This window comes from Streptomyces sp. NBC_01426 (assembly GCF_036231985.1).
Classification (GTDB): Bacteria; Actinomycetota; Actinomycetes; order Streptomycetales; family Streptomycetaceae; genus Streptomyces.
This window is the reverse complement of record NZ_CP109500.1, coordinates 1,127,775-1,140,846: the sequence shown is the minus strand read 5'-3', so window position 1 is coordinate 1,140,846 and position 13,072 is coordinate 1,127,775. Positions and strand designations below refer to the sequence as shown.

Genomic DNA, 13,072 nt, shown 5'->3' with positions numbered 1-13,072 from the left:
ACCGCTCAGCCCTTGGCCCGCAGGGACTCCGTGTGCTTGCGGACCTGCTCGGGGGAGAGGTAGGCGTCGGTGTGCTCGAAGTCCTTCAGGGTGGCGGCCCGCTGGTCCAGGAAGCCGGTGCGTACGAAGTCGTCCCCGGCGACCGCGTTGATCAGCCAGTTCGTCAGCACCCGGGTCTTGGCCACGTTGGTCCGCAGCGCCGACCAGTGGTAGCCGCGGGCCACCGCCTGCGCGGGCAGGCCGTGCAGTTCGATGCCGAGCGGCTTGGAGACCGCGTCCCGGCCGCCGAGGTCCACCACCAGTCCCAGGTCCTTGTGCACGTAGGGACGCAGGGGTTGGTTGCGCAGCGTGGCGATGACACTGTCCGCGACGGCCTTGCCCTGGCGCATGGCGTGCTGCGCGGTCGGCGGGCACAGCGCGTCGCCGCCCTTCGTCACGTCCGGTACGGCCGCCGCGTCCCCGAGGGCGAACACGCCGTCGACCCCGGGCACCGTCAACTCCGGTCGCACGACCAGCCGGCCCTTGAGCGTCTCCGCGCCCAGGGTCGCCATGAGCGGGCTCGCGGCGACGCCGGCCGTCCAGATCAGGGTCCGACTGGGCAGCACCCGGCCGTCGGTGAGCGTCACCTTCTCGGCACTCACCTCGCTCACCGACACGCCGAGGGACACCTCGATCCCGCGCCGGCGCAGGATGTCCAGGGCGACCGTGCCGAGCTTGTCGCCGAGTTCCGGCATCAGCTTCGGCGCGAGGTCGACCAGGTGCCACTTGATCTGCCGGGGATCCAGCCGCGGGTAGCGGGTCGCCGCGTGCCGCGTGAGGCGGTTGAGGCAGGCGGCCGTCTCCGTGCCCGCGTACCCGCCGCCCACCACCACGAACTGGAGCCGGGAGGCGCGTTCGGCCTCGTCCTGGCTGGCGTCCGCCAGGTCGAGCTGGGCGATCACGTGGTCGCGCAGGTACACGGCCTCCGCGAGGGTCTTCATGCCCCGGGCGTGGTCCACCAGCCCGGGGATGTCGAAGGTGCGGGTGATGCTGCCGGGGGCCAGCACGAGGAGGTCGTAGGGCTGGTCCACGGTCTCACCCGTGATCTTCCGGATGACGCAGACCTTGGCCTTGGTGTCCACGCCGATCGCCCCGCCCGGGATGATCCGCGTCCGGTGCTTGTTGCTGCGCCGCAGGGAGACGGCGACCGACTGCGGGGTCAGCACGCCGGCGGCGACCTGGGGGAGCAGGGGCAGGTACAACTGGTAGGAGGCGGGCGTGACCAGTGAGATCTCCGCCTCGGCCGGGGACAGACGGCGCTCCAGCCGCCGTACGCACGCGACCCCGGCGAAGCCGGCGCCCACAACGAGGATCCTCGATCGCGACACGGTGTACGTCCCTTCGCAGTGCGGTGGTTCCGTGCCCGGTCGTCTGCCCCGCGCGCGCGGTCCATGCACATCCGTTTCCGGACGGTGCGGTCGCGACGGCGGGTTCCGAGGTCAGACGGGTTCGGGCGGCCGGCGGGTACGGGTCCACTCCAGCAGGCCGTCCGCGCTCCAGGTGTTCACGACACGCTCCGTCGCCACCCCGCACTCCACGGCCCGCTCACAGCCGGTCGGCTGCCAGTCCAGCTGGCCCGGGGCGTGCGCGTCCGTGTCGATCGCGAACAGCGTGCCGCTCTCCGCGGCCAGCCGCAGCAACCGGCGCGGCGGGTCCAGCCGTTCGGGCCTGCTGTTGATCTCCACCGCCGTACCGGACTCCGCGCACGCGGCGAAGACGGCGGCGGCGTCGAACTCCGACTCCGGCCGGGTCCGGCCCGTCACCAGTCGGCCGGTGCAGTGACCCAGCACGTCCATCGCCGGATTGCGCACGGCCGCCAACAGGCGCCGTGTCATCGCCGCGGACTCCATCCGCAGCTTCGAGTGGACGGAACCCACCACCAGGTCGACCCGGTCCAACAACTCCTGCTCCTGGTCGAGCGAACCGTCCGCCAGGATGTCGCACTCGATGCCCGTGAGCAGCCGAAACGGCTTCCAGCCCGCGTTCAGCTCCGCCACCACCGCCAGTTGCTCCCGCAGCCGCCCCGGCGACAACCCGCGGGCCACCTTCAGACTCGGCGAATGGTCCGTCAGCACCGCCCACTCGTGCCCCAGCTCCGCCGCCGCCCGGCCCATCGCCTCGATCGGACTCCCGCCGTCGGACCACTCCGAGTGCAGGTGACAGTCCCCGCGCAGGGCCGCCCGCAGCGCCCGGGCCCCCGGACTGGCCGGCGGCCCGTCGGGATGGGCCGCGACCTCGTCCTCCAGCTTTTGCAGGTACTGCGGGATCTCCCCGCCGAGCGCCTCCCGCACGACCGTCGCGGTCTTCGGGCCCAGGCCCTTCACCGACTCCAGCGACCCGGAGGCGACCCGCTCGGCCACCTCGGGCCCGCCCAGGTGCTCCACCGCGGCTGCGGCCGTGCGGAACGCCCGTACGCGGTAGGTGGGGGCCTGACCGCGCTCCAACAGGAAGGCGATCCGGTTCAGCGCGGCGACCGGGTCCATCGGGCACCTCCTGAGCCCAGTGTGGCAAGGGACGGCGGAGCGGGCACATCGGAGGATCAGGGCGCGGTCGGCGGCGCGAGGGAGGCGGTGAGGGTGAACAGCGCCCCGTCCGGGTCGCGGAGCGCGACCCACCGCTCCCGCGTGTTCGACATGACCTCCGTGACGGCCCGCCCGCCCAACTCGACCGCCGCCTCGATCGCCGGCTCCAGCAGCGGCACCCGGAAGTGGACGTGCCAGCGGGGCCTGGCGTACGGGCTGTACGAGGCCACCTCCACCGGGCCGCTGTTCAGCCGGGCCACCGCCTCCCCGCCGTGTCGCAACACGACCTGGTCCTCCTCGTACGAGACCTCGCAGCAGCCGGGCCGGCCGTTGGCCCACTCCAGTACCCCGCCGTAGAAGATCGCGGCGTCGAAGGCGTTGCGGGTCCTCAGTTCGAGCCAGGCCGGGGCCCGCCCCTCATCGGACCGCCAGTCGGTGGAGACGACTCCCTCCCAGATCCCGAACACCGCACCGTCCAGGTCGGCCGCCAGCGCGGCCCTGCCGCCGTTGGGGAAGGACACCGGGCCGACCGCGATCGTGCCGCTGCGCTCCCGGATCCGGCTCACCGCCACGTCGACGTCGTCCACGGCGAAGTACGGGGTCCACGCCACCGGCACCGCCAGATCAGAGGCGAGGGCGCCGATGCCCGCCACCGGCACACCGTCCAGCCGGGCCAGCGAGAACAACTCGCCGGGCCGGGCCGGGCGGAAGGTCCACCCCACGACCGCCGCGTAGAAGCGTTGGGACCCCACCAGGTCCCGGGCCATCAGGCTCACCCAGCAGGGTGCTCCGAACACGTCCTTCGTCGAGATCTTCACCGCTCGCTCCGCCCTTCACCGCCACCGTGATCGCGCCGTCCGACCACAAGAAGTAGCGCCCCGGCACCCCGGGTGACGCGCAGGCGCGCCTACCGGCGGGGTCACCACCAGTAGGCGGGGTACCTCGGGGCATTGCGCCGGATCCGGGATCCGGCGTATCCGGTGAGGACGAGGAGCACGGTTGAACCGAACAGCAGCGGCACGAACCGGACGGGATCCGGGCTCTGGAGCACCACCACGACGGCCGTGGCACAGGCGGGGGAGTGCGGGGTCCGCGCCGTGATCAGGAGGGCCAGGGTGAGGCCCGCCGCCACGGCGGCCGCCCACGCGCTGCCTCCCGCCGCCGCGAGGACCCCGTACCCGACCGCGGCGCCCAGCAGGTGGCCGAGCAGCACCCCGCGCGGCTGGGCCAGCGGCAGGGTGGGCGCGCTGTGCACCAGGGCGGCGCTCGCGGCCAGCGGCGGGATCAGCACCGGTTCGTGAAGCATCGCGCCGATCCCCACCAGGCCGAGAAGCACGGTCGTCGCCGCGCTGACGCTGTGGACGGCGGCCGCCGCGGTCGGGCGGGCCGGCGCCTTCCCGGTGATGATCCGCGGCGCGCGCGGCGCGGGCGCGGCATCGGCCGCGGGGGTCGGGGGCGTGCCGGGGTACGGCGCGGTGTCTGTGGTCATGAGCGGCAGGGGTGTTTCCGGTGCGGGCGGCCGGCAGGGGCCGTACGAAGGCAGGGCGGCAGGCGGTGACGCGAGGGCAGGGGGTGCCCCGACCTTATCGTTCGCCCGTACGAGGACCTGCGCGGGGTGGGGCAAAGGGTCCATCGGGCCCGGCCCGCCCCGGCGGATCGTGTATGACTGCCATGGCACCGGCGCGGTCCCGCCGAGGACACAGGGAAGGACGAGCATGACGACCCACTCGCACCCCATCGAGGTGCCCACCGACCTCGACGCGGTGATCGCCGACGCGCCCGCGGACGCCGGCGGGGCGCTGTGGCGGCTGACCGGCGCCACCCGCGGACTCGACTCCAACCTGGTGCGCCTGCGCCCCGCAGCGGTCATCGCCGAGCATGCCGAACCCGTCCTCGACGTACTGCTGGTCGTCGTCGCGGGGACCGGCCGGCTCGACACCGGGGGCCGCTCGCACGACCTGCGCCCCCACGTGGCCGTCCTGCTGCCGAGGAACAGCCGCCGCACGCTCACCGCGGGCCCGGACGGGGTGGCGTACCTGACCGTCCACACCCGCCGCCCCGGCCTCGGCATCGGCCCGGGCCCCGCCGGCGCTCCGCCCGCCCCCGACCCCGCCGAGGGCGGTGAGACGGCCTGTCTGCTCCACCGCGTCTGCCCCGACTGCGGTCGACTCGCCACCGACCGGGACGCCCGGTACTGCTCCCGCTGCGCGAGCCCGCTCCCGGACTGAGCCCGCGCGTCGGAACGGGCCCTGCGGGTCGACACCGGGCGGGTCTAGTCTGAAGACATGACGATCATGGGCCCGCACGACCTCGACCACGCCGTCTCCGACGCCGTCCGGGCCCTGCGGGGTGTCGCGCACCTCGACTGGTCCGCCCCGGCGGGCGGCCTGGAGTGGAGCTGCCACCACACCGCCGTCCACCTGGCCGGGGACCTGACCGGATTCGCCGCGCAGCTCGCCGGCCGGGTCACCGAGTCCTGGCTGCCCCTGCGGGTCACGGCCGCCCCCGACACCTCCCCGAGCGGGGTCGTCGACCTCGTGGAGGCGAGCGGACGCCTGCTCGTGGCCGCCGTCCACGCCGCCGGCCCCGACGTCCGCGCCTGGCACCCGGCCGGCTCGGCGGGCCCCGACGGCTTCGCCGCGATGGGCGCCGCCGAGACCCTGCTGCACTGCCACGACATCCTGGGCGGCCTGGGCGCCACGCACTGGCGGGGCTCCGAGCGGACGGCCGCCCTCGTCCTCGAACGGCTCTTCCCGCACGCGCCGCTGTCCACGACCGGCGACCCCTGGGACTCGCTGCTCGCGGCCACCGGCCGGGTCGACCTCCCCGACCTCGCCCCCCAGGAGAACTGGCGCTGGTACAACGACCCGATCCGCGGGGTCGGCGTGATCCTGTGCGAGATCGGCCCGGCGGCCGCCGCCGACCTGCACGCCGGCGGCACCGGGGGCTTCGCCTGGACCGAGGACGGGCCGGCCGAGGGCACCCGGATCGGCGCCGGGATGGTGGGGCTCGCCGACGAGGTGGGCGAGTACCGGCCGGGCTGGGGTCCGTACGCCATCGTCCGGGCCCGCGACCACCGCGCGATCGGCGGGATCGGCTTCCACGGAGCCCCCGACCCCGACGGCCAGGCCGAGATCGGCTACGACCTCGTCGCCTCGGCCCGCCGCCAGGGCCACGCCACCGAGGCGCTCCGCGCGCTGGCCGGCTGGGCGTTCGCACAGCCCGGCCTGACCGGGCTGCACGCCAGGGTCGACGAGGACAACGTCGCCTCCCACGCCGTGGTGCGGCGGGCCGGGTTCCAGGAGTCCGGCACCGACGACGGCGTCGTCCGGTACCGCCTGAGCCCCCTGTAGGCCGTCTCCCCCGGACCTGCCCCTGGACGGCCCGCGGGCCTCCCGGGCGGTCGCAGCCCGGAAGACCCGACGGACATCTGACGGAGAACGGCCGGAGAACGGCCCGAGAGCGGTCGGACGAGCACCCGCCGGCCGCTCCACGGCTGTCAGAAGCCGCAGTTGGTCACCCACTTGTGCGAGGAGATCCGGTCGTTCCACTCCCACGGGATGTTGCCCGCGGAACCGTTCGGAGCACAGGTCGAGGCCCCCGTGTAGCCGATGTTCTCGTAGACGCGGACGTCACCCAGGGAACCGGCGTAGCCGTTGTTCCACCAGGACGAGGCCCGGTCGTTCATGTTGTAGGTGCCGCTGCTGCCACAGGTGCGCCAGTCGGAGTCGTTGCCGCTCCAGCCACAGGACGGGCCGCCGCGATTGGTGTCCGCCCAGACCCAGTAGTTGCCGTCGGCCGCCACGCCCGCGCTGTCGGCGGGAGCCGCGACCGCCGGGGTCATCGCCGCGGGGACGGCGAACAGCGGCGCCGCGAGGGCGCAGGCCAGCATCATCGTGCGGAACTTACGCATGGGAATCTCCTTCTCGGTGGGTGTGTCGTGCCACGACGCGCTCCGCCTTCGGGAGCGCGTCGTTCTGGAACCGTCGCCTCAGGTCGATCTCGTCCTGGTGCTCCGCACGGACTTCCTCGCCGTGGGCGTGGTCCAGAGTTCGTGAGACCCGGGCCAGCGAAGTGCCGGTCGCGCAGGTCGCCTCGGTGACCGCCAGCGCGGTCTCGGTCGCGTCGGCCTTCTCGGGCGGGACGTCGGCGGTCGCCTCGACCGCGGCCCGGCGGGAGTCGGCCGGGGTGGCGTACGGCCGGCCCGCCGCCCGCATGCAGGCGGACCACTGCCCGACCGCCTCCGTCCAGCGCGCGTCCCCGCGCACCCGCGCCTCCCTGACCGGCCGCAGGTTCATCGTGACGACCTTGACGCGGAACCAGCCGGGCAGATCCCCGTACAGGGCGCGCTGCGCGTCAGCCATGCACCCCTCGGAGCCGGCCGTGAGGGTCATCCCGGTGGGGGTGGTGGCCGTCAGCCCCACGGGCGAGGCACCCATGAGCGCGGTACGCGCCGCCGCCCGCCGCGGGGCCGAAAGCCCGGCGAAGTAAAGCTGGTTCGGGTCGGCCCGCCGGGCCTCGGCGGCGGCCCGCTCGTCGCGCCCGCCGTAGCCGTGGGCCCGCGCCCACGCCACGTCGTCCACCCCGTACGGGAACGAGCGCTGCGCCTCCCCCTCCCGTGCCGGCTCGGTGACGGCGTACACGAACCCCCGTTCGGCCATGCACGCGCCGATGAGGATCTGCTCGGCCCGCTCCAGCAGCCGGGACTGTGCGGCGCTCGGCTCCCGCGCCGGCCCCGACTCCCGCTGCGAGGCGGTGGATCCGCAGCCGCCCAGGGCCAGGGCCGCCGTCACGGCCGCCGCCGTCATCGCCGTCGTGCGTGCTCGGTTCATCCGCGGGGTGCCCCCTTTCCGGGTGATCCACGGCGGGTTCGCCGTGGTGCCGGAATCAGGTCTAGCCGTGCTCCGTTGTTCGGCGTCGGCGCCCTGGCAGTGAACAAACAATTGCTGAACAATCCACCCCAGAGGGCAGGAATGCACCTACGTGGAAGGGGCCGTGCATGGCACGCAAGGAACGTCCGCTGGAAGGTGGGGACGGGCCTCTGCCGGCGTTCGCCAACGCCCTGCGCCGGCTGCGGCACGAGGCGGGATCACCGCCCTACAGGGACCTCGCCGCCCGCGCCCACTACTCCGTCGCCACCCTGTCCGGAGCCGCCGCCGGCCGGCGGCTGCCCAGCCTGGACGTGACCTTGTCCTACGTGCGGGCCTGCGGCGGCGACCCGGGGGAGTGGGAGCGCCGCTGGCACGCCGTCGCCGTCGAACTGGCCGTCGAGACACCGGACCTGGTCGCCGGGGAGGAGGGCTGCCACCAGCCGCCGTACGTGGGCCTCGCCGCTTTTCGCGCCGAGGACGCCGAACTCTTCTTCGGGCGGGAACGGCTCGTCGAGGACCTCGTCGCCACCCTCGCCCGGCACCGCGTCCTCGCCCTCGTCGGAGCCTCCGGAGCCGGCAAGTCCTCGCTGCTGCGCGCCGGACTGCTGCCCCGGCTGCGCGCCGACGCCCCGCACCGCGCGGTGCGCGTCCTCACCCCGGGCCCGCACCCGACCCGGGCCCTCGCCGAGGCGCTGGGCCGACGGGAGGACGCCGGCCCGGAGGAAACGGAAGAACTCGTACTGATCGTCGACCAGTTCGAGGAGGTCTTCACCGTCTGCGCCGACCCCGAGGAGCGGGCCCGGTTCATCACCGCGCTCGACGAGGCCGCGCGCCGGCCAGGCTCCCGCTGCCGCGTCGCCCTGTCTCTGCGCGCCGACTTCTACGCGCACTGCACCCGCCACACCGAACTCGTCGACGTCCTGCGCGACGCCCAGGTGCTCGTCGGACCGATGAGCGCCGCCGAACTGCGCCGGGCCGTCGTCGAACCCGCCCGCCGCGCCGGGCTCACCGTCGAGGGCTCCCTCCAGGCCACCCTCGTCGCCCACGCGCACGGCCGCGTCGGCGTCCTGCCCCTGCTGTCCCACGCCCTGCTGGAGACCTGGCGCCGCCGCCGGGGAGCCGCCCTCACCCTGGACGGCTTCCGTGCCGCCGGCGGATTCGAGGGCGCCCTCGCCCAGTCCGCCGAAGCCCTGTACGCCTCACTCACCGGCCGTCAGCAACACCTGGCCCGCCAGGTCTTCGTCCACCTCATCGCCCTCGGGGAAGGCACCGAGGACACCAAACGGCCCGTCGCCCGCGCGGAACTCGACCAGGACGCCGACACCGACGCCGTCCTCGCCGGGGCCGCCCGACAGAGGCTCCTCACCCTCGGCCACGGCCGGGTCGAACTCACCCACGAGGCCCTGATCCGCGCCTGGCCCCGACTGCGCGGCTGGCTCACCGAGGACCGGGAACTGCTGCGCCGACACCGACAGCTCACCGACGCCGCCCGTGCCTGGGAGAACGTGGGGCGCGACCCCGGCTCCCTGCTGCGGGGCACCCGGCTCACCCTCGTCCGCGACCTCCTCGACACCCCAGGCCCCGCCGGGCTGACGGCGGCGGAACGGGAGTTCCTCGACGCCTCCGCCGCCGCGGAGGCCGCGGCCGGAGACTCGGCGCGCCGCCGCACCCGCAGGCTGCGGATCCTCGTCGCCTCGCTCGGCGCCCTCGTGGTGGTCGCCGCCGTCGCCACCGGCAACGCGGTACGGGCCGAGGAGGAGGTCACCCGCCAGCGCAACGACGCCGTCGCGCAGAACCTCGCCGAGACCGCGGGCGGCCTCACCAACACCGAGCCGGGCCTGGCCGTCCAACTCGGTCTGACCGCCTACCGGCTCTCGCCCACCACCCGTACCCGCGACAGCCTCCTCAGCACCCTGATGACCTCCTTCCCCGCCCACGCCAAGGAGGTCGTCGCCCTCGCCTACCGACCCGACGGCCGTCAACTCGCCACCGCCAGCGGGGACCGCACCGCCCGGCTCTGGACCGTCCGCGGCACCGACCGGCCCGTCGCCGTCGCCACCCTCGGCGGCCACCGCGCCGCGTTGCGCGCCGTCGCCTACCGGCCGGACGGGCGGATCCTCGCCACCGCGTCCGCCGACGGGAACGTACGGCTCTGGGACGTCGCGGAGCCCACCCGCCCCACCCTCGCGGCCGAACCCGTCGTCCGGGGCGGTGACGTACGCGCCCTCGCCTACAGCCCCGACGGGCACACGCTCGCCACCACCGGCCCCGGAGGCGACGTACGGCTCTGGGACGTGGCCGATCCCACCCGCCCCGCCGAGGCGGCGGTCGTGACCGGGCACCGCGACGCCCTGCGCGCCGTCGCGTTCAGCCCGGACGGCCGCACCCTGGCCACCGCGAGCGAGGACCGCACCGTACGGCTGACCGACGTCGCCGACCCCGCGCACCCCGCGCCGCTGGCGACCGTCGAGGGCCACGACACCGCCGTCTTCTCCGTCGCCTTCAGCCCCGACGGCCGCACCCTCGCCACCGCCAGCGGCGGCCACACCTCGGTACGGCTGTGGAACGTCACCGACCGGCACCATCCGGTCCCGCTCGCCACCCTGAGGGGCCACACCGACGTGGTCGGCGCGGTGGTCTTCAGTCCGGACGGCCGCACCCTCGCCACCGCCGGCGACGACCGCACCGTACGGGTGTGGGACGTCGCCCGGCCCGCCCACCCGGCCTTGTCGACCACCCTCACCGGGCACGTCACCGCCGTCGGCTCCGTCGCGTTCAGCCCCGACGGGAGCGTCCTGGCGTCCGGCGGCTACGACGACACCCTCCGACTCGCGGGCACCGACCGGGACCGGGCCGCCGCGGGAGCCTGCGCGCACACCGGACCGCGGATCAGCCGCAAGCAGTGGACCACCTACATGCCCTACCTGGACTACGCCCCACCGTGCAGCGGCCTGGAGCGCCGCTGATCCGCCCTCGCCGGCCTGCTACTTGAGGAGGACGGGTGCCCCTCCGCGGTCGGACGGGCCGCTCCTCCTGAGAGGTGATGATCCGTCACGACACGCTGCGTAGCTTCGAGACCATGACTCGTCGCCGCACCGTCACCGTCGCAGCCCTGTGCGCGCTGCTGCTCCCCCTCCCGCTCACCGCCGCCGGGACCTCCGTCGCCGCCGAGACGCCGGCCGCGTCCGACACGCTCCGGACGCTGCCCGAACTGCCCCGCCCCACCGGACGGTTCGCCGTCGGGCAGGACACCCTGCACCTGGTGGACCGAAGCCGCACCGACCCGTGGGCGGGCTCGGGCCCGCGCGAGCTGATGGTCACCCTGCGCTATCCGGCCCGGCCCGGCACCGGCGGGCCCGTGCGCTACCTCACGGAGGAGGAGGCCCGGCTCCTCCTCGTGGCCCGGGGGCTCGACAAGGCGATCCCGGCGCGGACCCTCGCCGGCACGAAGTCCTTCGCGCGCTCGGGTGCCCGCCCGGTCGAGGGCCGCTACCCGCTGATCGTCCTGTCGCCCGGCTTCACCGTGCCGCGTGCCACCCTGACCGCCCTCGCCGAGGACCTCGCCTCGCGCGGCTACGTGGTCGCCGCGGTGGACCACGCCTACGAGAGCTCGGGCACCGCCTTCCCCGGCGGCCGCGTGACGACCTGCCTGGCCTGCGAGAAGGTCGACGACGAGGCGGGCTACAAGCGCGTCAGCGACAACCGGGCCCGTGACGTGTCCTTCCTGCTCGACCGCCTCACCGGCCGACACCCGGCCTGGAACCGTTCGGGCCTGATCGACCGGGACCGGATCGCGATGGCGGGCCACTCCATCGGCGGGGCCTCGGCCGCCGCCGCGATGGTGGCCGACCCCCGGGTCAAGGCGGGCGTCGACATGGACGGCACGCTGTTCACCCCCGTCCCCGAAACCGGTCTCGGCGGGCGGCCGTTCCTGCTGATGGGAGCCCAGGACCACGGCCCCGGCACGGACCCCACCTGGGAGCGCGACTGGCAGCGACTCGACGGCTGGAAGCGCTGGATCGGCTTCGCCGGCTCCGGTCACTTCACCTTCACCGACGTGCCCGTCATCGGGGATCAGCTCGGGCTCCCCGACCCGCAGACCCCGCTGCCCGGGAACCGTTCCGTGGAGCTGACCCGCCGCTACGTCGCCGCCTTCTTCGACCAGCACCTCAAGGGCAAGCCCCGGCCCGTGCTGGACGGCCCGTCCGCCGACGCCCCGGAGGTGTCCTTCATCAACCCGTAGGCGCCACGGCCCGCGAACGTCAGACCACCGTCACCGGGTGACGGACGACCGCGTCGAAGAGGTACCCCTGCGTGTTGAGGGGGGTGGTCTCCGGCTGCGTCCGCCCCGTGGCGTCGGTGGCCCGCGCCAGCAGGGCCGTCGCCCCCGTCTCGCGCGGGGTCCACGGCGCCGACCAGCGCACCCACCCGCCCCGGCGCGGGGTGTCGTGCAGTCGGGCCCGCTGCCAGCGCCGACCGCCGTCCGTGCTGACCTCCACCCGGTGCACCGGCGCCGCGCCCGACCAGGACCTCCCGGTCAGCAGCCGCGTCCGGTGCACCGGCACCCGGGCGCCGAGTTCCAGCTCGAAAGCGCTCTTGAGCGTCTGCCGGGTCAGCGGGGCACTGCCCTGCGGCGGCTGATCGGGCCCGAACAGCCGGTACAGGTCGGTGTTCCACGGGGCGTACAGCGCGGAGGCGGACACCTCGATGTCCCCCACCCACTTGATCGAGGAGATCCCCACCCAGTCCGGTACGACGACCCGCACCGGACCGCCGTGGTCGGGCGGCAGCGGCTCGCCGTTCATCTCGTACGCGAGGATCACGTCGTCCAGCGCCTTCGAGACGGGCAGCGGTCGCCGCACCCGCCCCAGGTTCACGCCGTTGGTGACCACCTCGTCGTCCAGCCCGCGCGGCAGGACGTCCACGGCGTCGCGACGCAGCCCGGCCCGCCGCAACACGTCCGACAGGCGCGCGCCGCGCCACCGCGCGACACCGATCGCGCCGAGCGTCCACGCGGTGCCCGTGACCTGCTGCCCCTGCTGGGTCGTGTAGAAGCTGCGACCGTTCCCCGCGCACTCGATGAACAGGGTCCGCTCGACGGCGGGCAGCTCGCGCAGCCGCTCGAGGGAGAAGTCGACCGGATCGCCGCGCAGCCCGTCGCCCCACACCGTGAGCTTCCAGTCCGCGGCGACCAGACGCGGGGTGCTCGTGTGGTTGCGCACGAAGAACCGGTCGACGGGGGTGAGCGGGCCCGTGCCGCGCAGGGCCGCGAAGTTCGTCTCCGCGTTGGTGCCGCGCACGGTGAACAGTTCCGGCGGCAACGGTTTCACGACGCCCGGCAGGGCGGCGGCCGACGCCGCCCCGACACCGACGCAGAGCGGCCCCGCGACGGCCGCGCCGGCGGCCCCCGCGGCGAACAGTCGGAGCAGGTCCCGCCGGTCCACCCCGGCGGAACGGGCCCGGCCGCGCGCCCACTGCCGCAGGCGCGTGCGGTCGTACCGGCTCTCGTCGGAAGGGGCGAGGGACATGGGCGGAACTCCTTCTCGGTGGGGTCCCGACGGACGCTAGGGCTCCCGTCCGCCGCCGGGAACCGCATCGCCGCATTGGTCATGAACCTGCAATGCCGCGGCAACGAGGGGG

The 13,072-nt window shown here is 74.7% G+C and carries 11 protein-coding genes; 4 read left to right on the top strand and 7 right to left on the bottom strand.

Translation table 11 applies throughout. From position 1 onward, the window contains the following. Positions 1-5 precede the first annotated feature (5 nt). The 4 genes from OG906_RS05135 to OG906_RS05120 form a co-directional block, all read right to left on the bottom strand. Positions 6-1,367, bottom strand: coding sequence for an NAD(P)/FAD-dependent oxidoreductase (locus OG906_RS05135; protein ID WP_329440426.1), 1,362 nt, complete (start codon positions 1,365-1,367; stop codon positions 6-8). A 111-nt stretch (positions 1,368-1,478) separates the two neighbouring features. Further along, positions 1,479-2,522 (bottom strand): PHP domain-containing protein, encoded by a 1,044-nt coding sequence (locus OG906_RS05130; RefSeq protein ID WP_329440424.1) that lies wholly within the window; start codon positions 2,520-2,522, stop codon positions 1,479-1,481. Between the two features lie 56 nt (positions 2,523-2,578). After that, the gene (locus OG906_RS05125; RefSeq protein WP_329447930.1) at positions 2,579-3,328 is read right to left on the bottom strand and encodes a VOC family protein; all 750 of its coding nucleotides are present in this window, start codon (positions 3,326-3,328) and stop codon (positions 2,579-2,581) included. A gap of 152 nt (positions 3,329-3,480) precedes the next feature. Next, positions 3,481-4,050 (bottom strand): HPP family protein, encoded by a 570-nt coding sequence (locus OG906_RS05120; RefSeq protein ID WP_329440422.1) that lies wholly within the window; start codon positions 4,048-4,050, stop codon positions 3,481-3,483. A 226-nt stretch (positions 4,051-4,276) separates the two neighbouring features. Between OG906_RS05120 and OG906_RS05115 the strand changes: the two genes are divergently transcribed. Together OG906_RS05115 and OG906_RS05110 are read left to right on the top strand one after the other, a co-directional pair. After that, positions 4,277-4,789 (top strand): hypothetical protein, encoded by a 513-nt coding sequence (locus OG906_RS05115; protein WP_329440420.1) that lies wholly within the window; start codon positions 4,277-4,279, stop codon positions 4,787-4,789. A 57-nt stretch (positions 4,790-4,846) separates the two neighbouring features. Further along, entirely contained in the window at positions 4,847-5,914 is a 1,068-nt protein-coding gene (locus OG906_RS05110) for a GNAT family N-acetyltransferase (RefSeq protein ID WP_329440418.1), read from the top strand. A 146-nt stretch (positions 5,915-6,060) separates the two neighbouring features. Here the strand turns inward: OG906_RS05110 and OG906_RS05105 are convergent, their stop codons facing one another. Together OG906_RS05105 and OG906_RS05100 are read right to left on the bottom strand one after the other, a co-directional pair. After that, positions 6,061-6,474: a peptidase inhibitor family I36 protein gene (locus OG906_RS05105; protein WP_329440416.1), complete on the bottom strand. Its 414-nt coding sequence runs from the start codon at positions 6,472-6,474 to the stop codon at positions 6,061-6,063. Continuing rightward, a complete protein-coding gene (locus OG906_RS05100; RefSeq protein WP_329440414.1) occupies positions 6,467-7,393 on the bottom strand; it encodes a hypothetical protein in 927 nt (308 codons plus the stop codon). Before OG906_RS05100 ends, OG906_RS05105 begins: the two co-directional genes overlap by 8 nt. A gap of 167 nt (positions 7,394-7,560) precedes the next feature. Here OG906_RS05100 and OG906_RS05095 point away from each other — a divergent pair, with 167 nt between their 5' ends. Both OG906_RS05095 and OG906_RS05090 read left to right on the top strand, forming a co-directional pair. After that, positions 7,561-10,398: an nSTAND1 domain-containing NTPase gene (locus OG906_RS05095; protein WP_329440412.1), complete on the top strand. Its 2,838-nt coding sequence runs from the start codon at positions 7,561-7,563 to the stop codon at positions 10,396-10,398. Positions 10,399-10,511: 113 nt separating this feature from the next. Further along, on the top strand, positions 10,512-11,675 hold the full coding sequence (locus OG906_RS05090; RefSeq protein ID WP_329440411.1) for an alpha/beta hydrolase family protein: 1,164 nt from the start codon (positions 10,512-10,514) through the stop codon (positions 11,673-11,675). A 19-nt stretch (positions 11,676-11,694) separates the two neighbouring features. On the opposite strand, the gene OG906_RS05085 is transcribed toward OG906_RS05090, so the two are convergent. Continuing rightward, complete coding sequence (locus OG906_RS05085; protein ID WP_329440409.1) at positions 11,695-12,960, bottom strand: sulfite oxidase; 1,266 nt, start codon at positions 12,958-12,960, stop codon at positions 11,695-11,697. Positions 12,961-13,072 lie beyond the last annotated feature (112 nt).